The organism is Microbispora sp. ATCC PTA-5024, from assembly GCF_000511135.2.
Taxonomy (GTDB): domain Bacteria; phylum Actinomycetota; class Actinomycetes; order Streptosporangiales; family Streptosporangiaceae; genus Microbispora; species Microbispora corallina.
Map to the genome: position 1 here is coordinate 279,666 of NZ_KI866528.1, position 23,292 is coordinate 302,957.

Consider the following 23,292-nt stretch of genomic DNA (forward strand, 5'->3'; position numbering starts at 1 on the left):
GTGCGGGCAGAGCGTGGACGACGGCGCCGTCTCGCCGTGCGCGGGCACGCTGGTCGCCTCGCCGTGCGGGCAGAGCGTGGACGACTACGTCCGTGCCGCCGTCATCGCCGTCCTGGCGACCGGCACGCACACGGGTTGCCGTCCGGTGATCGCCGCGTCCGCCGCCGCGACGGCCGCCGTGGCGACCCCGCGGCGGGCCTGCGCGTCCCAGGCGATCATGCCGCTGCTGTGGCCGCGGTCGACCGTCGCCCAGACGGAGGCGGCGCCCACTCCCTGACGCCGTCCGTCCGCGGGCCGGCCGCCGCGTCCGGCCGCCCGCGGACGGAGGCGCCCCCACCACGCCCTCGCCGCGCCCCTCGTCGCGCCCTCCGCCATGCCCCCGTCGCGCCCTCCGCCATGCCCCCGTCGCTTTCTCCGCCACGTGCCCCGCCACGCCCCGAAACGATCTTGACGTTTTCTTGACGCCCCTACCAGGCGAAACCCGTTCCCGGGCTCAGTAGGGTTCCTCTCGTCTTGACGGACCTTTGATACGGAGTGGGCGCATGGTCCGGGTTGATCAGCACGTCCTGACGAGGGACGGCGCGGTGCGGCGCTGGCTGCTGGAGGGGCTGCAGGCCGACCGCGGGCAGATCGAGCACGGCCCGCACCGCAAGCACCCGTGGTGGCAGGTGATGTGTCTCACGGGCGTCGACTACTTCTCGACCCTCGGGTACCAGCCCGGCATCGCGGCCCTCGCGGCCGGGGCGCTGTCTCCGCTCGCGACCCTGATGCTCGTCCTGCTCACGCTGTTCGGCGCGCTGCCGATCTACCGCCGGGTCGCCGAGGAGAGCCCGAACGGCCAGGGCTCCATCGCGATGCTGGAGAAGCTCGCGCCGCAGTGGTGGGGCAAGCTGTTCGTGCTGGCGCTGCTGGGGTTCGCGGCCACCGACTTCGTCATCACGATGACGCTGTCGGCCGCCGACGCCACCGCGCACATCCTGGAGAACCCGTTCGTGCCCGCCGCGTTCGACGGGCAGCGGGTGCCGGTCACGCTGCTCCTGCTCGCGCTGCTCGGCGCGGTGTTCCTGATGGGCTTCAGTGAGGCGATCGGCATCGCCGTCGTGCTCGTGGGCGCGTACCTGGTCCTGAACGCGGTGGTGGTGGCGACCGCGCTGGTGCACGTGCTGGAGCACCCGCACGTGATCGTCGACTGGGAGCGGGTGCTGACCCACACCTACAGCAGCCCGCTCGCCATGGTCGGGCTGTCCCTCGTCGTGATGCCGAAGCTCGCGCTCGGCCTGTCCGGATTCGAGACCGGCGTGGCCGTGATGCCGGTGGTCAGGGGCGACCGGGCGCGCCGCATCGCCGGCACCAAGCGCCTGCTCACGGCGGCCGCCCTGATCATGAGCGTCTTCCTGATCCTGAGCAGCGTCGTCACGACCGTGCTGATCCCGGCGAAGGAGTTCGAAGCCGGGGGCAAGGCGTCCGGGCGGGCCCTCGCCTACCTCGCGCACGGCTTCCTGGGCGACTGGTTCGGCACGGTCTACGACGTCAGCACGATCGCGATCCTCTGGTTCGCCGGGGCGTCGGCGATGGCCGGGCTGATCAACCTGGTCCCGCGCTACCTTCCCCGGTACGGCATGGCGCCGGACTGGACCCGCGCCGTGCGCCCCCTGGTGCTGGTCTTCAGCGTCATCGCGTTCGCGATCACGATCATCTTCCGGGCCGACGTGGACGCCCAGGGCGGGGCGTACGCGACGGGCGTGCTGGTCCTGATCCTCTCGGCGGCCGTCGCCGTGACGCTGTCGGCGTGGCGGCGGGGGAGGATCCGGGCCGTCGCGGCGTTCGGGGTGATCGCCGCCGTCTTCGCGTACACGCTGGTCGACAACGTGATCGAGCGGCCCGACGGCGTGAAGATCGCGTCGTTCTTCATCGTGGTCATCGTCGTGACCTCGCTGATCTCGCGGGCGACGCGGTCCACCGAGCTGCGGGTCAGCGAGATCCACTTCGACCCGCTGGCCGAGCGGTTCGTCAACGAGGCGACCGGCGAGATCCACCTGATCGCCAACGAGCCGCACCTGCGCGACCAGGACGAGTACAACGACAAGCGGCGCGAGCAGTGGCTGAACCACCGGCTGCGCAGCGACGAGCCCGTCATGTTCGTCGAGGTCACGGTCGTCGACGCCTCCGACTTCGAGACCGAGCTGCGGGTGCGCGGCGAGGAGCGGTACGGCCACCGGATCCTGCGTTACGAGAGCCCGACGGTGCCCAACTCGCTGGCCGCGCTCCTGCTCCGCCTGCGCGACAGGACCGGGCACGCGCCGCACATCTACTTCCACTGGACCGAGGGCAACCCGGTGACGGCCATGCTGCGCTATCTGCTGTTCGGCGGCGGGGACGTGCCCCCGCTCACGCGGGAGGTCCTGCGGCAGGCCGAGCCGGACATCACCCGGCGGCCGCACGTCCACGTCGGCTGACAGCCGGCCGTACGGAGAGCGTAAATACGCGCCGCCGGGCCGTATGAAACCCGTCAAGGGTGACGATGACCCATGATTTCCGGTCTTTGCTGGTCCTGTGCCCCCCGGAGAGGGGGCCGGACGCAATCACTTAGGAACTAGGAGTGGGGATGACGGACGTCATCTTCGTCGCCCTGACGGTCGCGATCTTCGTGATCCTCGGGCTTGTCGTCAAGGCGGTGGAGCGCCTGTGAGCGCCGTCAACGCCATCGGCCTCGCCGTGTGCGCCGCGCTGGTGGTCTTCGTGGTCGCGGCCCTGCTGTTCCCGGAGCGCTTCTGATGTCGTCGACCACTGCGGGGATCCTGTTCATCGGGTCTCTGATCGTCGCTCTTGCGGTGTGCTACCGGCCGCTCGGCGACTACATGTACCGCGTCTACACGGGCACTCGCCATCTGGCCGTGGAACGGGGCATTTACCGCGTGATCGGTGTGCGACCCGACGCCGAACAGCGCTGGAGCGTCTACGCCCGCAGCGTGCTGGCCTTCTCGGTGATCTCGATCCTGTTCCTGTACGGCCTGCAGCGGCTGCAGAACCACCTGCTGCTGAGCCTGGGCATGGACGCGGTGCAGCCGTCCCTCGCCTGGAACACCGCGGTCAGTTTCGTGACGAACACGAACTGGCAGGCCTACTCGGGTGAGTCCACCATGGGTCACCTGGTACAGACCGGCGGTCTGGCCGTGCAGAACTTCGTGTCCGCCGCGGTCGGGATGGCCGTGGCCATCGCACTGGTCCGCGGGTTCGCGCGCAGGCGCACCGACGACCTCGGCAACTTCTGGGTCGACCTCGTGCGTGGCACGGTGCGGATCCTGCTGCCCATCGCCTTCGTCGCCGCCGTCGCCCTCGTCGCGGGTGGGGCGATCCAGAGCCTGGGCGACCACCACGTCTGGTCGACGCTGACCGGCGGCGAGCAGACCTTCACGCCGGGGGCCGTGGCCTCCCAGGAGGCCATCAAGGAACTCGGCACCAACGGCGGCGGCTTCTTCAACGTCAACTCCGCCCACCCGTTCGAGAACCCGACGGCGTGGACCAACTGGCTGGAGATCTTCCTCCTGCTGGTGATCAGCTTCTGTCTGCCCCGCACCTTCGGCAGGATGGTGGGGGACAACCGGCAGGGTTACGCGATCGTCGCGGTCATGGGTGCCCTCGCGCTGCTGAGCGTCATGGTGACCAACTGGGCCGAGCTGGCCCACAACGGCACGGTGCCGCAGGCTGTCGGCGCGGCGATGGAGGGGCGCGAAGTCCGGTTCGGCGTGTCGAACTCCGGGGCGTTCGCGAGCGCTACCACGCTGACCAGCACCGGCGCGGTGGACTCCTTCCATGACTCCTACACCGCCATCGGCGGCGGCATGCTGATCTTCAACATGCTCCTCGGTGAGGTGGCTCCCGGGGGCACCGGGTCGGGCCTGTACGGCATGCTCATCCTGGCCGTCATCACGGTCTTCGTGGCCGGGCTGATGGTGGGCCGCACTCCGGAGTACCTGGGCAAGAAGATCGGCGCACGGGAGATCAAGCTCGCCTCGATGTACTTCCTGGCCACGCCCATGCTGGTGCTGATCGGCCTGGCCGTCGCGATGGGGACCGAGACGGGCCGGGCCGCGATGCTCAACAGCGGGGCGCACGGGCTGTCGGAGATTCTCTATGCCTACACCTCGGCCTCGAACAACAACGGGTCGGCCTTCGCCGGGGTGAGTGTGAACACCGACTTCCACAACACCACTCTCGGGCTGTGCATGGCCCTCGGCCGGTTCCTGCCGATGGTGCTGGTCCTCGCGCTGGCGGGGTCGCTGGCCCGGCAGGCCCCTGTCCCGGCGTCGGCCGGCACGCTGCCGAGCCACCGTCCGCAGTTCGTCGGAATGCTGGTCGGCGTGACGCTCGTCCTCGTCGCACTCACCTTCCTCCCCGCGCTGGCGCTGGGACCGCTGGCAGAAGGAATTCACTGACATGTCGACCCCCGTGCTCGAAACGCCGGGCCGAACCCCGGCCCCTGCCCCGCAGAAGAGCGGGAAGGTGGGCGGCGGTCTGCTCGACCCCAAGCAGCTCCTCACCTCGTTGCCCGGCGCGCTCAGGAAACTGAACCCGGTCACGCTGTGGCGCAACCCGGTGATGTTCATCGTGGAGATCGGCGCGGCGTTCACCACGGTCCTGGCGGTCATCGATCCGTCGTTCTTCGCCTGGGCCATCGTGGTGTGGCTCTGGCTGACCGTCGTGTTCGCCAACCTGGCCGAGGCGGTGGCCGAGGGCCGCGGCAAGGCCCAGGCGGCCACGCTGCGGGCGGCCAAGCGCGACACCACCGCCCGCCGTCTGAAGAACTGGACGCCCGGCGCTCGGGCCTCGGAGTGGGACTCGGTCGGCGCCCCCGAACTCAGGCAGGGCGACCACGTGATCGTCGAGGCAGGGGAGATCATCCCCGGTGACGGCGACGTGGTCGAGGGTATCGCGAGCGTGGACGAGTCGGCCATCACCGGGGAGTCCGCGCCCGTCATCCGGGAATCGGGCGGCGACCGCTCCGCCGTCACCGGCGGCACCAGGGTGCTGTCGGACCAGATCATCGTGAAGATCACGCAGAAGCCGGGGGAGAGCTTCATCGACCGGATGATCGCGCTCGTCGAGGGCGCCAACCGGCAGAAGACGCCCAACGAGATCGCGCTCAACATCCTGCTGGCCGCCCTCACGATCATCTTCCTGGTCGCGACCGTGACCATGCAGCCGCTCGCGATCTACTCGAAGGCGCAGAACCCCGGCGTGCCCGACTCTCTCGCCCTCAACGGCGACGGCGTCACCGGCGTCGTGCTGGTCTCGCTGCTCGTGTGCCTCATCCCCACGACCATCGGCGCGCTGCTGTCGGCCATCGGCATCGCCGGCATGGACCGGCTCGTCCAGCGGAACGTGCTGGCCATGAGCGGCCGGGCCGTCGAGGCCGCGGGCGACGTCAACACCCTGCTCCTGGACAAGACCGGGACGATCACGCTGGGCAACCGGCAGGCGTCGGAGTTCGTCCCCGTCGAGGGCGTCCCCGAGGAGGAGCTGGCCCAGGCGGCCCAGCTCGCCAGCCTCGCCGACGAGACCCCCGAGGGCCGGTCGGTCGTCGTCTACGCCAAGCAGGCGTACGGCCTGCGCGAACGGCGGCCGGGCGAGCTCGCCCACGCCGAGTGGATCGCCTTCACCGCGCAGACCCGCATGTCGGGGGTGGACGTCGAGGGCCGCCAGATCCGCAAGGGCGCGGCCACGTCGGTCATGAAGTGGGTCCGCGACAACGGCGGCCACCCCACCGCCGACGTCGGCCACCTGGTCGACGGCATCTCCGCCTCCGGCGGCACTCCCCTCGTCGTCGGCGAGGTGGACAAGGGCGGCAGGGCCCGCGTGCTCGGGGTCATCCACCTCAAGGACGTGGTCAAGCAGGGCATGCGCGAGCGGTTCGACGAGATGCGCCGCATGGGCATCAGAACCGTGATGATCACCGGGGACAACCCGATGACGGCGCGGGCGATCGCCCAGGAGGCCGGGGTCGACGACTTCCTGGCCGAGGCCACGCCGGAGGACAAGCTGGCCCTGATCAAGAAGGAGCAGGAGGGCGGCCGGCTGGTCGCGATGACCGGGGACGGCACCAACGACGCCCCCGCGCTCGCCCAGGCCGACGTCGGGGTGGCCATGAACACCGGCACCTCGGCCGCCAAGGAGGCCGGCAACATGGTCGACCTCGACTCCAACCCGACCAAGCTCATCGAGATCGTGGAGATCGGCAAGCAGCTGCTCATCACCCGCGGCGCGCTGACCACGTTCTCGATCGCCAACGACATCGCCAAGTACTTCGCGATCATCCCGGCGATGTTCGCAGCGGTCTACCCGGGCCTCGACGCCCTGAACGTCATGCGCCTGCACAGCCCGCAGTCGGCGATCCTGTCGGCGGTCGTCTTCAACGCCCTGGTGATCATCGCGTTGATCCCGCTGGCGCTGCGCGGGGTGCGGTACCGGCCCTCCAGCGCGTCCAAGCTGCTGTCGCGCAACCTCTACGTGTACGGCCTCGGCGGCATCGTCGCGCCGTTCATCGGCATCAAGCTCATCGATCTGCTGATCCACTTCCTTCCGGGGATGTCGTGATGGAACGCCTGCCCAGCTGGCTCCGCCAGCATCTCGCAGCCCTCAGGGCGCTGCTCGTCCTGACCGTGGTGACCGGGGTGATCTATCCACTCGTGACCACCGGGATCGCTCAGGCCCTGTTCAACGGCAAGGCCGACGGCTCGCCGGTCGAAAAGGACGGCAAGGTCGCCGGCAGCTTGATCATCGGCCAGTCCTTCACCGACAAGGACGGCAATCCCGTCAAGACGTACTTCCAGAGCCGGCCGAGCGCGGCCGGCGCGGGATACGACCTGACCTCGACCTCCGCCAGCAACCTCGGCCCCGAGGACGTCGTGGACGTCCTCCCGGTCCCGGGGGCCAAGGACGACGCGGGCAACCCCGACACCGGCAAGCAGAGCCTGCTCACCCAGGTCTGCGCGAGATCCAAGGCGATCGGGGAGTTCGAGGGCGTCAGCGGCGCCCGGCCGTACTGCACGGCGGACGGGATCGGCGCGGTGCTGAAGGTCTTCCCGGCCGTCGGCACGCCGACCCGGGCCGTCAGCGTCAACCAGGCCTGCCCCGCCACGCCGTTCGTCGCCGTCTACGAGGGCGTGAAGGTCGAGTGCGGCAAGCCGGGCGAGGACTACTCGGCCGGCCGCACGGTCCCCGTCCGGGGCGGCGCGACCGCCGTGGTGCCGCCCGACGCGGTCACCGCGAGCGGCAGCGGCCTCGACCCGGACATCTCCGTGGCGTACGCCGACCTGCAGGCGCCGCGGATCGCCCGGGAGCGCCACCTGCCTCTCGGGACGGTGCAGACGCTGATCCAGGAGCACACGACCGGCCGCGCCCTCGGCTTCATGGGCGAGCCCGCCGTGAACGTGCTCGAGCTCAACCTCGCCCTCGACGGGAAGCGGGGGTAGCGGTGCGGCGCGGACGTCTCAGGGTCTACCTCGGCGCGGCGCCCGGCGTCGGGAAGACGTTCGCCATGCTGTGCGAGGGCCGCCGGGCGCTGGAGCGCGGCCGGGACGTGGTCGTGGGCCTCGTGGAGACCCACGGCCGCCCCCGCACGGCGGAGCTGCTCGACGAGCTGGAGGTGGTCCCCCGCAGGCAGCTGATCCACCGGGGGACCGTCTTCGCCGAGATGGACGTCGACGCGATCATCGCGCGGGCCCCGCGGCTCGCGCTCGTCGACGAGCTCGCCCACACGAACGTCCCGGGCTCCCGCAACGTCAAGCGCTGGCAGGACATCGAGGACCTCCTCGACGCGGGCATCGACGTGATCTCCACGGTCAACATCCAGCACCTGGAGTCGGTCAACGACGTCGTCGAGCAGATCACCGGCATCCCGCAGCGGGAGACCGTCCCGGACGAGGTCGTCCGCCGGGCCGACCAGGTCGAGCTCGTCGACATGTCGCCGGAGGCCCTGCGCCGCCGGATGGCGCACGGCAACGTCTACGGGCCGGAGAAGGTGGACGCCGCGCTGTCGAACTACTTCCGGGTCGGCAACCTCACGGCCCTGCGCGAGCTCGCCCTGCTGTGGGTGGCGGACAAGGTCGACGAGCAGCTCGACCGCTACCGCGCCGAACACGGCATCGCCGCCAAGTGGGAGGCCCGGGAGCGCGTGGTGGTCGCCCTGACGGGCGGCCCGGAAGGCGACACGCTGGTCCGCCGGGCCGCCCGCATCGCCGCCCGCACCAAGGGCGCCGATCTGCTGGCCGTGCACATCACGAAGGCGGACGGCCTGTCGGGAGGCGATCCCGCCCTGCTGACCCGCCAGCGCGCCCTCGTCGAGAGCCTCGGCGGCACCTACCACCAGGTCGTCGGCGACGACGTCCCCCGGGCGCTGCTCGACTTCGCCCGCGGGGTCAACGCCACGCAGCTCGTGCTCGGCGCCTCCCGGCGGGGCAGGCTGGCGCAGCTGTTCGCGCGGGGCGTGGGCGTCGAGACCATCGCGCTGTCGGGCTCCATCGACGTGCACATGATCACGCACGACGAGGTCCGGCGGGGGCGCACGCGCCCGTCGCGGTCGCGGGCGGCGCTGACCCGCAGGCGCCGCCTGGCCGGCTGGGCCGTCGCGTTCGTCCTGCTCCCGGTGCTCACCGCGACGCTGGTGCCGTTCCGGGACGCGCTGTCGCTGCCGAGCTTCATCCTGCTGTTCCTCAGCATGGTGGTCGGGGTGGCGCTGGTCGGCGGCATGTGGCCGGCGACGACGGCGGCCGTCGGGGGCTCGCTGCTGCTGAACTACTTCTTCACGCCACCGGTCGGCGAGTTCACGATCGCCGACCCGGAGAACCTGTTCGCCCTGGTCGTCTTCGTCCTCGTCGCCGCCGCGGTCAGCACGATCGTCGACCTCGCGGCCCGCCGGACGAGGGAGGCGGCCCGGGCCGGCGCCGAGGCCGAGATCCTCTCGACGCTGGCCGGGCACGTGCTGCGCGGCGAGGCCGCCGTGCCGACCCTGCTCGCGCGCATGCGGGAGACGTTCGGGCTCACGTCGGTGTCGCTGCTGGAGCGCCGCCCCGAGGCCGGGCAGGGCCCGGACGACCGGTCCGACCCGGACGCCTGGCGCATCGTCGCGACCGCGGGCGGGCCGCCGTGCGGCTCCCCGGGGGACGCGGACACCGACGTCGATGTGGGCGACGATCTGGTCCTGGTCGCCAGGGGCCGGCTGCTGGACGCCTCCGACCGGCGGGTGATCGAGGCGTTCGCGGCCGAGATCGCCGTGGCCCAGCGCCAGGAGCGCCTGGAGGAGGAGGCGGAGGCGGCCCGGCCGCTCGCCGAGGCCGACCGGATGCGCACAGCCCTGCTCGCCGCCGTCAGCCACGACCTGCGGACCCCGCTGGCGAGCGCCAAGGCGGCCGTCGAGAGCCTGCGCAGCCGCGACGTCGACTGGTCGCCCGAGGACCGCGACGAGCTGCTGGCCACCGCGGACGAGTCGCTGGCGCGGCTCGACCGGCTGGTCGCGAACCTGCTCGACATGAGCCGGCTGCAGGCCGGGGTCCTGGGCGCGGTCGCCCAGCCGGTCGCGGTCGAGGAGATCGTCCCCCGGGTGATCGACGACCTCGGGCCGCCGGCCGGGGGGATCACCCCCGACATCCCGCTCGACCTGCCCGACGTCGTCGCCGACCCCGCCCTGCTCGAACGGGTGCTGGTCAACCTGGTCTCCAACGCGGTGCGTTACACGCCGCCGGGGGAGAGGGTGCTCCTCACGGCCAGCACGCACGGGGACCATGTGGAGATCCGGGTGGTCGACCGGGGCCCGGGCATCCCCCCGGACGCCTACGACCGGGTGTTCCTGCCGTTCCAGCGGCTGGGCGACCGGGACAACCACACCGGGGTGGGGCTGGGGCTGGCCCTGTCGCGCGGGCTGTCGGAGGCGATGGGCGGCACGCTCACCCCGGAGGAGACGCCCGGCGGCGGCCTCACGATGACCGTCACGCTGCCGCTGTCCTCCCGCGCGCGGCGCCCGGACGGCGACACCGGCGTGATCGCCGGGGCCGTCCCTGACGAAGCCCCGGCGGGTGTGGAGGAGGCCTCGCCGTGAGCCGCATCCTGGTCGTGGACGACGAGCCGCAGATCCTGCGCGCGCTGCGGATCAACCTCGTGGCCCGCCGCTACGAGGTCGCGGTGGCGCCCGACGGCGGGTCGGCGCTGCGCGAGGCCGCCGACTGGCGTCCCGACCTGGTCGTGCTCGACCTCGGCCTGCCCGACATGGACGGGCTCGACGTCATCCACGGCCTGCGCGGCTGGACGCGGGTGCCGATCATCGTGCTGTCCGGGCGGGCCGGCAACCAGGACAAGGTTGACGCTCTCGACGCGGGGGCCGACGACTACGTGACCAAGCCGTTCGGGATCGACGAGCTGCTCGCCCGCGTCCGCGCGGTCACCCGCAGGACGGCCGTGCAGGAGGCGGAGCTGGCCCAGGTCCTGATCGGCGACCACGTGGTGGACCTGATCGGCAAGACCGTCTCCGGCGACGTGCGGCTGACGCCCACCGAGTGGCACATCCTGGAGCTGCTCCTGCGCAACCCCGGCAAGCTGGTCAGCCAGCGGCAGCTGCTGACCGAGGTGTGGGGGCCGACGTTCGTCAGGGAGACGAACTACCTGCGGCAGTACATGGCCCAGCTGCGCCGCAAGCTGGAGCGGGACCCCGCCCACCCCGTCCACCTGATCACCGAGCCGGGCATGGGCTACCGCTTCAAGCCCTGACGCTCACTCCTCGATGTAGCGCAGGTCCTGCCGGTCGAGGCGGCGCTGGAGCCGGCGGTAGGTGCCCTCGCCGATCTCGCCGGCCGCGTGCATCCGGGCCAGCGCCTCGGCCTGCACGGCGACCACCTCCCGGCGGATCTGGCCGTACGTGCCGGTCAGGTCCTCCTGCTCCTGGTCGAGCTCCTGCTGGATCCGCAGCGACCGCCGCACCTGGTGCAGCACCGCCGGCGGCGCGGCCTCCAGGTCGGCGAGCTGCTCGACGTGCCGCGCCGCCACGTCGGTGAGCCGCCGCCGCGCCCGGACGTACTCGGCCTGGGAGTCGCCGGCGGGCACGGCGAGGCCCGACAGCCGCACGAGCGGCGCCAGCGTGAAGCCCTGGACCACCAGCGAGATGACGATGACGCCGGTCGCCAGCACCACGAGCAGGCCGCGGTGGGGGAGCGGCTGCCCCGACGCCGTCGTGAGCGGGATGGACAGCGCGGCCGCCAGGGGGACGACGCCGCGCGCCCCCGCCCAGGAGACGACGGCCGACACCGGCCAGGACGGGCGGAACCGGCCGCCGCCGCGCCGCTGGGCGAGGGCCGTCAGCGGGACCATCCATGCCACCCGCACGACCACGAGCGTGAGCGCGACGACGAGGACGGCCGCGACCCAGGGCCGTTCGGCCCGCGCGAGGTGACGGATCTGCCCGGGAAGCTGGAGGCCGATCAGGCTGAACACGACGCTCTCCAGCAGGAAGATCACCGTGCCGTACACGGCCGCGAGCTGGAGCCGGATCCGGGCGTCGGTCAGCTCGTCCTGGCGGGCGCCGATGATCACCGCGGACACGATCACGGCGGTGACGCCCGAGGCGCCCACCGCCTCCGCGAGCACGTAGCCGAGGTACGGCACGATCAGCGCGATGACGCTCTCCAGGATCGGGTCCTCGGTGCGCCGCCGCACGAACGAGACCCCCGCGGCCACCACGGCGCCGACGACGGCGCCGCCGGCGGCCAGGCGGACGAAGTCGACGGCCACCGAGGACCAGCCCGCGACGCCGCCGGCGACGGCCGCCGCGGTGGCGATCCGGAACAGGATGAGGCTGGTGGCGTCGTTGAACAGGCTCTCGGCCTGAACGAGCGTCTGCAGCCGGGGCGGCAGCGCGAGCCGGCGGCCCAGGGCGGTGACCGCCACCGGGTCGGTGCTGGCCAGGACGGCCCCGAGCACGAACCCCAGCGCGATCGGCAGCGGGGTGAGGAGGGTGGTGACGAAGCCCACGGCGGCCGCGGAGACCAGCACGAGGCCGACCGCGAGCAGGGTCACCGGCCGCCACAGCCGGCGCAGCTCCCGCCAGGACAGCTCCTCGCCCGCCGCGTACAGCAGGGGCGGGAGCACCACCAGGCTGACGATCTCGGGGGTGACGTGGATCTGCTCGGCGAACGGCAGCATCCCCACGGCCACGCCGGCGACGACCAGCAGGGAGGGCGCCGGCACCCGGATACGCCCGGCGAACGTGGCGACCACGGTGGCCATGGCGACCAGGAACAGCACGATCTGCACGCTCTGCACGGGCTTCCTCCGGCATCCCTCTGAAATGCCGACCAGACTTCCCGGCTCACCAGGGCACTACCGTACAGGATGAGCGATCAGGTCATTAACGCCCGCACGCGCACATACTTCCCTCGTCTCCGGACGGCTCGGGGTCGTCGTCCTGGCCGGAGCCGTTCGCCGGGTCCCGGCCGGCGTCCGCCGCGAGGTCCTGCCCGAGCGCGCACATCACGCGCTCCTGCGGGCCGGGCGGCTCATGGTCCCCGCCGGGTCGACGACGACGCCGACGACGTCCAGATCCTTGATCAACGCGCGGAGCGCGGGCTCGCCGAGGCGGACCCACGGCTGCTCCTGGCCCAGCACCCGGGCCAGCTTCAGTGGCGAGGTGAACGCCACGGACGTCCTCTTGCCCGAGGCGGTCCGGAACAGGCGGAGGGCCAGGGTGGTCGTCCCGGGGCGGACGGGCACGTACAGCGGATCTCGCGACATCAGGGGTCTTCGTCTCCATTCGGAAGCACTACACGGGCGACGCTAGGCCGTTCCGCGCCCCCGGGAGCCGTCCCTGACGGAATCCCGACGCCGCGGGCCCCGACGCTGACGCGAACCTGATGCCCGCGTGCGGGCGGCCCGGCCCGCACGCCGGCCCCGCATGCCCGGCACGGAAGGCGGCACCGTGAGGGGGACGTCAGGCGCGCGTCAGGGTTGGCGCGGCGGCCGTCAGAGAACCGTCACGACGCCGCTGAACAGGGAGGTCGCCGCCTAGCGTCGGTGTCGTCGCCATCGGCGCCGCGGCACGCGCCGTCCCGGGCCACCGCCCGCGGGCACCCGCGGCACCGCCCCTACCACCTCGTGAGGACGACATGACTCTGCTGATCACACCTCCGCGGACCCCGGAGACGGCGACCGGCCCGTGGCCGGCCACCATGCGTTTCACCGCGGGCGGGCGGGCCGCGCTCGGCGGCGTCGACCTCATGGAGGTCGTCCGGCGCTTCGGCACCCCGGCGTACGTGATGGACGAGGCGGACGTCCGGCTGCGCTGCCGGGCCTACCGCACCGCGCTGCCCCGCGCCGAGATCGCGTACGCGGCCAAGGCGTTCTGGTGCCGCGCGATGGCCGCCTGGGTGCGGTCGGAGGGGCTGTCCCTCGACGTGTGCTCGGCCGGCGAGCTGGCCGTGGCGCGCTCCGCCGGCTTCCCCGCCGACCGGATCATCCTGCACGGCAACGCCAAGACCCCGGCGGACCTGCGGGCGGCCGTGGACGAGCGGGTAGGCCGCGTCGTGATCGACGACATCGCCGAGATCAACCGTCTCGCCGCCCTCGTGCCCGCCGGCACCCGGCAGAAGGTGCTGGTGCGGGTGATCCCCGACATCGAGGCCGGGGCCCACGCGGCGATCCGCACGGGCGGCGAGGACCACAAGTTCGGGCTGTCGATCGGGGGCGGGGCGGCGGGGGAGGCCGTGAGCCGGATCCTCGCCCAGCCGCGCCTGGAGCTGGTCGGCCTGCACTGCCACCTCGGGTCCCAGATCGCCGACGCCGCCCCGTACGAGGAGGCCGCGCGCGTGCTGGTGGAGCAGCTCGCCCGCATCAGGGACGCCCACGGCGTCGTGCTTCCCCAGCTGGACCTCGGCGGCGGCCACGCCATCGCGTACACGAGCGGGCAGACGGGCCTGGCCCCCGCCCGGCTCGCGGCGGTGGCCGCGTCGGTCGAGGAGCGCAGCGCCGGGATCGGCCTGCCGGTCCCGCGGCTCACGTTCGAGCCCGGCCGCGCCGTCAGCGGGCCCGCCGGGGTGACGCTCTACCGGGTGATCGCGGTCAAGAAGGGGCTGCGGCGCACGTACGTCGCGGTCGACGGCGGCATGAGCGACAACCCCCGGCCCGCCTTGTACGGCGCGCCGTACGAGGTGCGCGTGATCGGCCGGGCGAGCCTCGCGGGCGAGCGCGACTACACGGTGGTCGGCCACCACTGCGAGTCGGGCGACACGCTGGCCGAGGGCGCCCGCCTGCCCGCCGACGTCCGGCCCGGTGACGTGCTCGGGGTCGCCGCCACCGGGGCCTACAACCACACGATGGCCTCGACGTACAACATGACCGGCCGCCCGCCGGTCGTCGCCGTGAGCCGGGGCGCCGCCCGGCTGGTCGTCCGCCGCGAGGGCGTCGACGACCTGCTGCGGCGCGACGTCGGCCTCTGAGCCGGGCCCGCGGACGTCCGGACGGCGCCGCTGGCCCGGCTCGGCCCGGCGTCAGGGCGGCGTAGGGAATCGTCTTCCCGGCGTCAAGGACCCGTACGGGCGCCCGGCCGCACACAGGACACCAGGTGACGATGGGGGCGTATCCCCAACCAGGAGAAAGCGATGTCGACACTGACGGCCCCGGCTCCCGCCTCCGGTCCCAAGGAGCCCCCCGATAGCTCCGAAAGGCACCGGCTGAGCGTCGCCGGCGGGCTCGCGGCCCTGTCCCTGGACGCGCTGGCGTCCGTCGCGTACGGCCCCGAGGCCATCGTCCTCGTGCTCGCCCTCGCGGGCGGCGCGGGCATGGGCTTCACGATGCCGGTCACCCTGGCCATCGCCCTCCTGCTCGCGGTGCTCACGCTGTCCTACCGCCAGGTGATCGCCGCGTTCCCCGGGGGCGGCGGCGCGTACGGCGTCGCCAAGACGTACTTCGGGCGGCGGACCAGCCTGGTGGCCGCGGCGTCGCTGCTCATCGACTACGTCCTCAACGTGGCCGTCTCGGTGGCGGCTGGGGTGGCCGCGCTGACCTCCGCCGTCCCGGCGCTCCTGCCGTACACGGTCTGGCTGTGCCTCGCCGCGCTCGCCCTCGTCACCGCCGTCAACCTCCGGGGCATCGCGCACAGCGCCCGCGCCTTCATCGGGCCCGCGGTCGTGTACGTCGGCGCGATCCTGCTGGTCGTGGTGGCCGGGCTGCTCCGGAGCGCCCCGGCGGTCCCGCCGGCGCACGTGGCCCAGGCGCACAACCTGGAGACGGTCGGCGTCCTGCTCCTGCTGCGCGCCTTCGCCAACGGCTGCGCCGCGCTCACCGGTGTCGAGGCGATCGCCAACGCCGTCCCATCGTTCCGCCGGCCGAGAGCGCGGCGGGCGCAGCGGGCCGAGGTCGCCCTGGGCGCCCTGCTCGGCGCGATGCTCGTCGGCGTCGCCGCGCTCATCGGCAAGTTCTCCATCACCCCGGTGCCGGGCGTGACCGTCCTCGCCCAGGTGACCAAGGCGTCGCTCGGCGACGGGCCGCTGTTCTACGTGGTCCAGCTGTCCACGGTGGTGCTGCTCGCGCTCGCCGCCAACACCTCCTTCGGCGGCCTGCCCGTGCTGGCCCGGCTGCTGGCCGAGGACAACAACCTGCCGCACGTGTTCGCCCTGCAGGCCGACCGGCAGGTCCACCGGTACGGCATCGCGTTCCTCTCCGCGGCCTCGGCCGTCCTCCTGGTCGCGGCGGGCGGCGCGATGAACGCGCTGGTCCCGCTGTTCGCCATCGGGGTGTTCGTCGGCTTCACGATCTCCCAGGCCGGCATGGTGCGGCACTGGGCCGGCTCCCGCCCGGCCGGGTGGCGGTGGCGCGCGGCGCTGAACGGCTCCGGCGCGCTGCTGACGCTGGTGGCGGCCCTCGTGGTGACGGTGTCGAAGTTCGGCGAGGGCGGCTGGCTCGTGGCCGTCGCGCTCCCGCTGATCGTCGCCGCCATGAGCTGGGTCAACCGCTGCTACGCCCGCATCGGGCGGCGGCTGGAGCTGGGCCGGACGCCCGCCCCGCCCCGGCCGCGCCGCTCGCTCGTGGTCGTGCCCGTGCAGTCGGTCAACCGGCTCGCGTGCGAGGCCCTCACGGCCGCGCTGTCCCTCGGCGACCGGGTCGTGGCCGTCCACATCGCGCAGCCGGGCGAGGAGCGGGACGCCCGCCGCTTCGCCGAGGACTGGGAGCGGTGGCACCCCGACGTGGAGCTCGTCCAGCTCGCCGACGAGCGCAGGCGGCTCGACCAGCCCCTGGTCGGCTACCTCGCGAACGTCCCCGAGCCGCACGTGTTCGTCCTCATCGCCGAGGTCGAGCCCGAGCACGCCTGGGAGCGGATGCTGCAGAACCAGCGCGGCGCCGTGCTCGCCCGCGCCCTGCGCCGCCGAACCGACGCCGTCGTCTGCCGCATGCGCATGCGGGTCGGACCCGCGGCCGCCTGACGGGACGGGACATGCACACCTCATCCGAGGGGCGCGGCCTCATGGCCGCGCTCCTGCTGATCGTCGCCTGCGCGACCAGCGCCGTCGCCGGCTGCGCCCTGATCCGTGAGGCGGACGGCTGGGACGCCGATCACCGGAGGGTGACCGCCCAGGTCGTCCGCGTGCTGCGGGTTCCCGTCGCCGCGGCGCGGCCGGCCCCCGTGCCCGGCGCCGTCGCGGAGCTCGCCTGGACCGGCCGGGACGGCCGCCCGCGCACAGGGAGGACGGTCCTGCCGTCCGCCCACGCTCCGGGGGACCGGGTCGAGCTCTGGGTGGACGCCCGCGAGACGCCCGCGTCCGGCCCCCCGCCCGTGGCGCTGGTCGTCCTGGTGGCCCTGCTCGGCGGGCTGAGCGCGGCCGGAGGTCTCTGGGCGGCCGGACACCTCGCGCGGCACGGGCGGCAGGCCTGGACGGCGCGGCGGGCCGTGGCCGGCTGGGAGGGCGAGTGGCGCGCCATCGCCCCCCGCGGGCGCTGACGTGATCGCGGTCCGCCGGCGCTGACATGCGAGCGGGGATCGGCCTCAGGCGGCGCGGCCGCCGTCGTCCCGGACGGTGGACGGGCCCGGGTGGAGGCGACCGGCCAGGACGGGAGCGCGACGGGCCTCCCGGCGCGCCCTCCACCGGGCGCGGGCCGCGCGGGCGCGGCGGCGGGACCGCACCAGGCCGGGCAGCAGCCCGAGGACGGCGCCCCCGAGGCCGGCCGCGCCGAACGCGGCCAGCCTGGCCGCGTCCGCCCGCGACATCGTCAGCTCTCCCGCGCCGTTCACCAGGAACCCGGTCGTGAGCATCCATCCGATGACCGCGGTCGCCGCCCCGGCGGCCGGGCGGCGCGCGACGGCGGCGAACGCCCCGGTGACGAGGACCATCGCCGTCACCCGCGCCGGCGCGCCGTGAAGGACGGACGCGACGGCGGCGCAGGCCGCCGTGGTCACCGCGCCGCCGGTGGGGAGGAGGATCTCGAGCGGGGTCGCCGAGCCGCTGCGCGGGCGCATCGTGCCGTCCTTGCCTGTCCGTACGGGGAGGGATGCACCCATCGAATCGCGGGCCGGCGGTCGTGACAGGCCCCGCATACGGCATCCGTACGGCGAGGGGCCGGGTCCTGACGCGTCCTTGACGAGGCGCGGGGAACCCGGCGGCTTTACTCCATGTTTGCCGTCCGGGCCGTGGGTAGTTGATCGTGCGTCACACCCACGGAGGGACAGATGGGCTGGAGTTACCGTAAGTCGATCAAGCTGGGGCCGTTCCGCCTCAACCTGTCGAAGAGCGGTGTCGGGCACAGCTACGGCGGTCGCGGCTTCCGCGTCACCAAGGCCGCCGACGGTCGGCGGACCCTGACCGTCAACCTGCCCGGCGGGTTCCACTGGAAGAAGACGCTGAGCGGCAGCCGCGAGTAGCACGGCCGCCCCCGCACGACGAGGGGCCCGCCGCCCGGGGACGGACGGCGGGCCCCTCGTGCCTGTCGCGGCGGGTCAGCGGGAGGACAGGTACTCCGCGCCGAGCGCCCGCAGGCGCGCGTGGGCCGAGCCGTACACCTCGGGCCCGCCCAGGTACGCCTTCGGCAGCTTGGCGACCATCGTGTAGTTGGTGTCGCAGACGTTGCCGACCGGCGCCTCGCCTCCCTGGCTGACGAGCTGGTAGGCGTCCAGCTCGTCGAGCCCGGTGAGCGCGGCGGTCCAGGTGACCAGGTCGTGCTGGCTCACCCGGTAGGCGTCCTCCAGCGGGCGGGCCGAGCCCGTCGACATCAGGTGGTCGTCGTCCTCCAGCCGCGGCCACGGCGTGACCGCCCCCTTGATCAGCTCGACCGCGACGACCGTGTTCATCGCGGCCTCCACGGCCGTGCCGCACACCTCGCCGTGGCCCTGCCGGCAGTGGCCGTCCCCGATCGCGAAGAGCGCGCCCGGCACGTTCACCCCCAGGTAGACCGTGACGCCGGCCCGCAGCTCCGGGGTGTCCATGTTGCCGCCGTGGGCGTCGGGGGTGATGGTCATCCGCGCCTCGTTCGCGGCCGGGGCCACGCCCACCGTGCCGTGCATGGGGTCGAGCGGCATCTCGACGGAGAAGTCCCCCCGCCTGGCCTGGTAGCGGACGGTGCGCCTGGCGGCGTCGACCTCGTACAGCCAGACCAGCTCCTCGAGCGGCGGCTGCAGCGTGGCCGTGGTGTGGGTGCTCGTCAGCGCGCCGAAGTGCGGGAACGTCGTGGACACCGCCCAGTCGCGGGCCGGCTCGATGGAGATGAAGTGCAGCGCCAGCGTGTCGCCGGGCTCGGCGCCCTCCACGTGGAACGGCCCGGTGACCGGGTTCAGGTAGGGGAACTCGCACACCTTCGAGGGGAGGTCGTCGAGCCCCCGCACCCGGCCGCCGAAGCAGTCCTCCGTGTACAGCTCCAGGACCGTGCCCGGCTCCACCCGGCCCACGGCCGGACGGCCGCCGAAGGTGTAGGACAGGTCCCCGGGCTCGGGGCGGTAGGACAGGACGTTCACTCGGCGACCTCCGTGGTCATGGCGGACAGGGTGGGGCGCCGGCCCATCAGGTAGGACCCGGCGAGGATGATCGCGCCGATCGCCAGCCAGACGAACCCGAGCACCTGGGCGGCCACCTTGGCGTTGATCACGACGTACAGCAGGATCAGGAAGCCGATCGCCGGCGCCGCCAGGTGGCGCCACCAGTCCCGGCTGCCGTTGCGGACGACGTAGTGGACGACGACCGACACGTGCAGGGCGAGGAAGGCGGTCATCGCGCCGAAGTTCACGAGCGAGCTGAGCAACGGGATGCCGTCGTCGCGGGAGGCCATGTAGAGGCCGAGGACGAGGGAGACGGCGGCCACCACGAACGTCGCGTTGACCGGCACCTTGTGCCGCGGGTGCACCTTGCGGAGGAAGCTCGGCAGCTGCCGGTCGCGGGCCATCGCGAACAGCAGGCGCGAGGTGGCGGCCTGCGCGACCAGGGAGTTCGCGAAGCCCCAGGCCACGGCCGTCGCGACGGCGGTGAGCACGCTCAGCCAGTGGCCGCCGGCGTACTCGGCCGTGTCGTAGAACGCGGTGCCCGCCGGGTCGCCCTTGGCCAGCAGCTCGTCGCGTCCCGGGGCGAGCAGCGCGGCGACCCAGGTCTGCACCACGAACAGCGCGCCCGCGAGCGCCAGCGCCATGACCATCGACCGGCCGAGGCGCCGGGTGTTCTCGCGGCTCTCCTCGGCGAGCATCGAGATGCCGTCGAACCCGAGGAACGACAGCACGGCCACCGACACCGCCCCGAAGACCAGCGGCCAGGAGAACGTCGAGGAGTCGAACAGCGGGCTCAGCGCGCCGCCGTGGCCCTTGCCCTGCGCGAGCGCGACCAGGCCGACGACCAGGAAGATCGCCAGCACGATCATCTCGGCGATCAGCATGATCTTGTTCATCCGGGCCGTCATCTCGATGCCCAGGTAGTTGACCACCGTGTTGAGCACGATGAAGCCGATCAGCCAGACCCAGATCGGCACCGCGGGCACGAACGATGTCATGGCGGCGCTGGCGACCAGGTAGAGCAGGGCGGGCACGAGCACGTAGTCGAGCAGGATCACCCAGCCGGCGAGGAAGCCGACGGGGGCGGCGATCCCCCGGCCCGCGTACGTGTAGACCGATCCGGCCATGGGGAACGCCCGGGCCATCTGGGCGTACGACAGGGCGGTGAACGCCATGGCGGCCATGCCGATGACGTAGGCGAGCGCCACCATGCCGCCGGAGGCCTGGAACACGCTGCCGAAGATGCCGAACGGCGCGATCGGCACCATGAAGATCAGGCCGTAGATGAGCAGGTCGACGTAGCTGAGCGAGCGCTGCAACTCCTGCTTGTAACCGAAGCGCTCGACGCCGGCGTCGCCGGCCGGCGGGGACGCCTCAGAAGGGGAGGACATGGATGACTCCTTAACGCACGGGGCAGAGCCGTACGATAGGGCCATTCCTTGAAAACGAAAAGATTTCTCCTGGAAGATTTACGCGACGGTCACAACGGGGGCGGTCCCGGTCAGGCGGAGGTGACGAGGTCGAAGTCGAGCCCGTCGGCCCGGCCGACGTAGACGCGCTGGCGGACGCGCCGGCCCCGCAGCGTCAGCTGCCCGCGCCCGGTCGTGATCGTCGTGCCGTCGGCCGCCGCGTCCAGCGCCGGGACGGCGACCGTGCCCGCCCGGGCCGCGAGGGCCGCCAGCATGAGGACGCCCTCGTAGCAGCCGTGCCCGTGGCCGTTCAGCAGAGGCGCGTCCGGCCCGAACGCGCCCGCGTAGCGCTCGCCGAGCCCCAGGTTCGCGTCGGTGCCGATGGCGCCGAAGTAGCCCATCGCGGCGTACAGCTCGCCGGTCGCGTCGCCCCCGATCGCGAGCAGCCCGTGCTCCTCCAGCGCCCCGCACAGCCGCGCGCAGCCGAGCCCGCTCGCCGCGAACGCCCGGTTGAACGCGATGAGGTCGGTGCCGATGAGCGTGAGCAGCACCGCGTCCGGCCGGGCCGCGGCGAGCTCCTCGAACAGCGGCTCCACGGCGGCCGTCCCGGACGGGACCAGCCGCTCCCCGACGACGGTCGCCGAGCGGGCGCCCAGGTGCGCGCGGGCCGACGCGTGCACCAGGCGCGGCCACACGTAGTCGTTGCCGAGCAGGAACCAGCGCCGAGCCCGCCGGTGCTCGATGAGCCAGTCGAGGCCGGGCCCGACCTGGAGCGACGCGGGCTCGCCGAGGAAGTAGACGCCCCGCCCCGGGGCCGTCCCCTCGTACGGCGGCGTGTAGACGAAGGGGGCGGTCCCGTCGAGCGACCGCTCGACGGCCAGGCGCACGTCGCTGGCATGGGTGCCGACGACGGCCTGCACGGCGTCCTCGCGCACCAGCCCGCCGATCTCGCGGGCCACCTCGGCCGGGCCGCGGCCGCCGTCCACGAGCACCAGCTCGACCTGCCTGCCCAGGATCCCCCCGGCCGCGTTGACCTCGTGCGCGGCGAGCATGGCACAGTTGATCGCCGACGGCCCGAGCAGCCCGAGCACGCCGGAGACCGGCACCACCAGTCCGACGCGGAACGTGCCGGCCCTCATCAGGTGAGCTTCCAGAGGGTCGATGACCACTGTGACAGGATCGGCCACGGGCACGAGTATCCTCCTCGGGCGCGATCAGACGAAGGGAGCCCTCGGTGGTGACGGCTGGACCCGGCGGCGGGCGCGCTACCCCCCTCCCACAGGACGCCGAGCCGTCCACGGGGCTCGGCTCCTCCCTGGCGTACCTGCTCAGCCGGGCCGAGCGGAGCGTCAACCGGGCGCTGGCCGCGGCCCTGGCCGCGGAGGACGTCTCGGTCGAGCAGTGGCGGATCCTCCAGGCGCTCGCCGACGGCCGGGGTCACTCCATGGGCGACCTCGCCGAGGCCGCGCTCATGCCCCACCCCACGCTGACCAAGGCCGTGGACCGGCTGGTCGAGCGTGCCGTCGTCTACCGCGGGCACGACCCGGCGGACCGCCGCAAGGTCGCCGTCTTCCTGGCCGGCCGGGGAAGCGATCTGCTCGGCCGCCTGGAGGCCGGGATCGCCGAGCACCACCGGGCCATCCTCGCGGCGTATGGCCCGGAGCGCACCGGGCGGCTCATGCGCGACCTGGAGCTCCTCGTCCGCGCCCTCGAAGACTGACCGCCGCCGTAAGATCGTCGGCCCGTACGGCCGGTGCACGGCAAGCTCTCTCGCTATAGGTTTTACTATAGCGAGATGGACACGGACCTGCGGGCCGCCGGGGGAGCCTCGGCTCGGGACCGCCTGCTGCTGGCCGCCGCCCAGCTCCTGGAGACCGGCGACCGGTCGTTCTCGACGAGGGCGGTGTGCGACCTGGCCGGGGTGAAGGCGCCCACGCTTTACCACCACTTCGGCAACAAGCAGGGCCTCGTCGACGCCGTGCTCCTGCACGGCTTCACCCAGTACGTGTCCCCGTCCGGGTCGCCGGAGGCGTCGAGCGACCCCGTGCGGGACCTGCGCCACGGCTGGGACCGGCACGTCGAGTTCGGCCTCGACCACCCCAGCTTCTACACGCTCCTGTACGGCGGAGTCGAGCCGGGCCGGCCGTGCACGGTGACGGCGCCCGCCACCGACATGCTGGTCCGGCTGCTCGACGAGGTCGCGCGGCGCGGGCTGCTGCGGGTGCCTCCGGCCGAGGCGGCCGCGCAGATCCTCGCGGCGAACGTCGGCGTGACGCTGAGCCTGATCGCCCAGCCGGAGGGCGAGCGCGACCTGCGGCTGTCCGAGCGGGTGCGGGAGGCGGCGCTGGCCGCGGTGCTGACCGGCTACGGCGAGGGACGTGCTCCGGAGGGCGACGGCCCCTCCCGGGCGACGGCGGCCATCGCGCTCGCCGCCGCCGTCGAGAGGGACGACTCCGGCCTCACGCCGGGGGAGTCGCTGCTGCTGCGCGAACTGCTGGCCCGCCTGGGCGAGGCCTGACCCGGCCTCGGCCGGTGGCGCCGGGACCGGGCTCAGGGGGGTGACGGCGGCTCAGGGGTGGCGGGTCAGGGGGTGACGGTGACGCCGCGCCAGAAGGCGATGCGGCCGGTGATCTCGCGGGCCGCGTCCTTGGGCTCCGGGTAGTACCAGGCCGCGTCGGCGTTGGTCCGGCCGTCGACCTCGATCGAGTAGTAGGAGGCCGTGCCCTTCCACGGGCAGACCGTGTGGGTGTCCGACTCGCGCAGCAGGCTCGCGTCGACCGCCTCGCGGGGGAAGTAGTGGTTGCCCTCCACGACCACCGTGTCGTCGCTCTCGGCGATGACCGCGCCGTTCCATGTCGCCTTGGCCATGTCGTAGGACTCCGCTCT

General features: G+C 73.1%; 21 protein-coding genes. 14 read left to right on the top strand and 7 right to left on the bottom strand.

All coding sequences use genetic code 11. The features are described 5' to 3' along the window. The 8 genes from MPTA5024_RS38220 to MPTA5024_RS38255 all read left to right on the top strand — a co-directional run. Window positions 1-277 (top strand): hypothetical protein (locus MPTA5024_RS38220; RefSeq protein ID WP_198167664.1); only part of this gene is annotated, 277 nt, incomplete at its 5' end. 265 nt (window positions 278-542) lie between these two features. After that, entirely contained in the window at window positions 543-2,456 is a 1,914-nt protein-coding gene (locus tag MPTA5024_RS38225) for an amino acid transporter (RefSeq protein WP_051459183.1), read from the top strand. A 229-nt stretch (window positions 2,457-2,685) separates the two neighbouring features. Then, window positions 2,686-2,775, top strand: a complete 90-nt coding sequence (locus MPTA5024_RS38230) for a potassium-transporting ATPase subunit F (protein ID WP_051459184.1) — start codon at window positions 2,686-2,688, stop codon at window positions 2,773-2,775. Further along, window positions 2,775-4,436 (top strand): potassium-transporting ATPase subunit KdpA, encoded by a 1,662-nt coding sequence (gene kdpA / locus MPTA5024_RS38235; protein ID WP_036333410.1) that lies wholly within the window; start codon window positions 2,775-2,777, stop codon window positions 4,434-4,436. The genes MPTA5024_RS38230 and kdpA overlap by 1 nt, the downstream gene beginning before the upstream one ends. Window position 4,437: 1 nt before the next feature. After that, window positions 4,438-6,594 (top strand): potassium-transporting ATPase subunit KdpB, encoded by a 2,157-nt coding sequence (kdpB, locus tag MPTA5024_RS38240; protein WP_036333412.1) that lies wholly within the window; start codon window positions 4,438-4,440, stop codon window positions 6,592-6,594. After that, window positions 6,594-7,472 carry a potassium-transporting ATPase subunit C gene (locus MPTA5024_RS38245; RefSeq protein WP_036333414.1) on the top strand — a complete coding sequence of 293 codons (879 nt, stop codon included), beginning with the start codon at window positions 6,594-6,596 and terminating at the stop codon, window positions 7,470-7,472. The genes kdpB and MPTA5024_RS38245 overlap by 1 nt, the downstream gene beginning before the upstream one ends. A gap of 2 nt (window positions 7,473-7,474) precedes the next feature. Continuing rightward, window positions 7,475-10,093: a sensor histidine kinase gene (locus MPTA5024_RS38250; RefSeq protein WP_051459185.1), complete on the top strand. Its 2,619-nt coding sequence runs from the start codon at window positions 7,475-7,477 to the stop codon at window positions 10,091-10,093. After that, entirely contained in the window at window positions 10,090-10,758 is a 669-nt protein-coding gene (locus MPTA5024_RS38255) for a response regulator (RefSeq protein ID WP_036333416.1), read from the top strand. The genes MPTA5024_RS38250 and MPTA5024_RS38255 overlap by 4 nt, the downstream gene beginning before the upstream one ends. A gap of 3 nt (window positions 10,759-10,761) precedes the next feature. Here MPTA5024_RS38255 and MPTA5024_RS38260 read toward each other — a convergent pair whose 3' ends face one another. Both MPTA5024_RS38260 and MPTA5024_RS38265 read right to left on the bottom strand, forming a co-directional pair. Beyond that, entirely contained in the window at window positions 10,762-12,306 is a 1,545-nt protein-coding gene (locus tag MPTA5024_RS38260; RefSeq protein ID WP_036333417.1) for a Na+/H+ antiporter, read from the bottom strand. A gap of 207 nt (window positions 12,307-12,513) precedes the next feature. Beyond that, entirely contained in the window at window positions 12,514-12,774 is a 261-nt protein-coding gene (locus MPTA5024_RS38265; RefSeq protein ID WP_051459186.1) for an SAV_915 family protein, read from the bottom strand. Between the two features lie 371 nt (window positions 12,775-13,145). On the opposite strand from MPTA5024_RS38265, the gene lysA reads away from it, so the two are divergent. The 3 genes from lysA to MPTA5024_RS38280 all read left to right on the top strand — a co-directional run bounded on the left by lysA (window position 13,146) and on the right by MPTA5024_RS38280 (window position 16,972). Next, a complete protein-coding gene (gene lysA / locus MPTA5024_RS38270; RefSeq protein ID WP_036333418.1) occupies window positions 13,146-14,474 on the top strand; it encodes a diaminopimelate decarboxylase in 1,329 nt (442 codons plus the stop codon). 162 nt (window positions 14,475-14,636) lie between these two features. After that, window positions 14,637-16,457 (top strand): APC family permease, encoded by a 1,821-nt coding sequence (locus MPTA5024_RS38275; RefSeq protein WP_036333419.1) that lies wholly within the window; start codon window positions 14,637-14,639, stop codon window positions 16,455-16,457. An 11-nt stretch (window positions 16,458-16,468) separates the two neighbouring features. Continuing rightward, a complete protein-coding gene (locus MPTA5024_RS38280) occupies window positions 16,469-16,972 on the top strand; it encodes a hypothetical protein (protein ID WP_051459187.1) in 504 nt (167 codons plus the stop codon). Between the two features lie 45 nt (window positions 16,973-17,017). Here the strand turns inward: MPTA5024_RS38280 and MPTA5024_RS38285 are convergent, their stop codons facing one another. After that, window positions 17,018-17,488 carry a hypothetical protein gene (locus tag MPTA5024_RS38285; RefSeq protein ID WP_036333420.1) on the bottom strand — a complete coding sequence of 157 codons (471 nt, stop codon included), beginning with the start codon at window positions 17,486-17,488 and terminating at the stop codon, window positions 17,018-17,020. Between the two features lie 210 nt (window positions 17,489-17,698). Here MPTA5024_RS38285 and MPTA5024_RS38290 point away from each other — a divergent pair, with 210 nt between their 5' ends. Beyond that, on the top strand, window positions 17,699-17,890 hold the full coding sequence (locus MPTA5024_RS38290; protein WP_036333421.1) for a DUF4236 domain-containing protein: 192 nt from the start codon (window positions 17,699-17,701) through the stop codon (window positions 17,888-17,890). Window positions 17,891-17,965: 75 nt separating this feature from the next. Here MPTA5024_RS38290 and MPTA5024_RS38295 read toward each other — a convergent pair whose 3' ends face one another. The 3 genes from MPTA5024_RS38295 to MPTA5024_RS38305 form a co-directional block, all read right to left on the bottom strand. Continuing rightward, window positions 17,966-18,976, bottom strand: a complete 1,011-nt coding sequence (locus MPTA5024_RS38295; RefSeq protein WP_036333422.1) for an acetamidase/formamidase family protein — start codon at window positions 18,974-18,976, stop codon at window positions 17,966-17,968. Then, window positions 18,973-20,388, bottom strand: coding sequence for an APC family permease (locus MPTA5024_RS38300; RefSeq protein WP_036333424.1), 1,416 nt, complete (start codon window positions 20,386-20,388; stop codon window positions 18,973-18,975). The genes MPTA5024_RS38295 and MPTA5024_RS38300 overlap by 4 nt, the downstream gene beginning before the upstream one ends. 110 nt (window positions 20,389-20,498) lie before the next feature. After that, window positions 20,499-21,593: a substrate-binding domain-containing protein gene (locus MPTA5024_RS38305; protein WP_051459210.1), complete on the bottom strand. Its 1,095-nt coding sequence runs from the start codon at window positions 21,591-21,593 to the stop codon at window positions 20,499-20,501. A 50-nt stretch (window positions 21,594-21,643) separates the two neighbouring features. On the opposite strand from MPTA5024_RS38305, the gene MPTA5024_RS38310 reads away from it, so the two are divergent. Both MPTA5024_RS38310 and MPTA5024_RS38315 read left to right on the top strand, forming a co-directional pair. After that, entirely contained in the window at window positions 21,644-22,126 is a 483-nt protein-coding gene (locus tag MPTA5024_RS38310) for a MarR family winged helix-turn-helix transcriptional regulator (protein ID WP_051459211.1), read from the top strand. 75 nt (window positions 22,127-22,201) lie between these two features. Further along, window positions 22,202-22,924: a TetR/AcrR family transcriptional regulator gene (locus tag MPTA5024_RS38315; protein WP_036333426.1), complete on the top strand. Its 723-nt coding sequence runs from the start codon at window positions 22,202-22,204 to the stop codon at window positions 22,922-22,924. Between the two features lie 65 nt (window positions 22,925-22,989). On the opposite strand, the gene MPTA5024_RS38320 is transcribed toward MPTA5024_RS38315, so the two are convergent. Beyond that, window positions 22,990-23,274 (bottom strand): DUF427 domain-containing protein, encoded by a 285-nt coding sequence (locus tag MPTA5024_RS38320; RefSeq protein WP_036333428.1) that lies wholly within the window; start codon window positions 23,272-23,274, stop codon window positions 22,990-22,992. Window positions 23,275-23,292: the final 18 nt, after the last annotated feature.

Excerpts from the sequence above, each read along its gene's own strand:
- kdpA (WP_036333410.1), top strand. The coding sequence starts at position 2,775 with ATGTCGTCGACCACTGCGGGGATCCTGTTCATCGGGTCTCTGATCGTC.
- MPTA5024_RS38280 (WP_051459187.1), top strand. The coding sequence starts at position 16,469 with ATGCACACCTCATCCGAGGGGCGCGGCCTCATGGCCGCGCTCCTGCTG.
- kdpB (WP_036333412.1), top strand. The coding sequence starts at position 4,438 with ATGTCGACCCCCGTGCTCGAAACGCCGGGCCGAACCCCGGCCCCTGCC.
- MPTA5024_RS38315 (WP_036333426.1), top strand. The coding sequence starts at position 22,202 with ATGGACACGGACCTGCGGGCCGCCGGGGGAGCCTCGGCTCGGGACCGC.
- MPTA5024_RS38320 (WP_036333428.1), bottom strand. The coding sequence starts at position 23,274 with ATGGCCAAGGCGACATGGAACGGCGCGGTCATCGCCGAGAGCGACGAC.
- MPTA5024_RS38245 (WP_036333414.1), top strand. The coding sequence starts at position 6,594 with ATGGAACGCCTGCCCAGCTGGCTCCGCCAGCATCTCGCAGCCCTCAGG.
- lysA (WP_036333418.1), top strand. The coding sequence starts at position 13,146 with ATGACTCTGCTGATCACACCTCCGCGGACCCCGGAGACGGCGACCGGC.
- MPTA5024_RS38300 (WP_036333424.1), bottom strand. The coding sequence starts at position 20,388 with ATGTCCTCCCCTTCTGAGGCGTCCCCGCCGGCCGGCGACGCCGGCGTC.
- MPTA5024_RS38225 (WP_051459183.1), top strand. The coding sequence starts at position 543 with ATGGTCCGGGTTGATCAGCACGTCCTGACGAGGGACGGCGCGGTGCGG.
- MPTA5024_RS38275 (WP_036333419.1), top strand. The coding sequence starts at position 14,637 with ATGTCGACACTGACGGCCCCGGCTCCCGCCTCCGGTCCCAAGGAGCCC.
- MPTA5024_RS38285 (WP_036333420.1), bottom strand. The coding sequence starts at position 17,488 with ATGCGCCCGCGCAGCGGCTCGGCGACCCCGCTCGAGATCCTCCTCCCC.
- MPTA5024_RS38290 (WP_036333421.1), top strand. The coding sequence starts at position 17,699 with ATGGGCTGGAGTTACCGTAAGTCGATCAAGCTGGGGCCGTTCCGCCTC.
- MPTA5024_RS38265 (WP_051459186.1), bottom strand. The coding sequence starts at position 12,774 with ATGTCGCGAGATCCGCTGTACGTGCCCGTCCGCCCCGGGACGACCACC.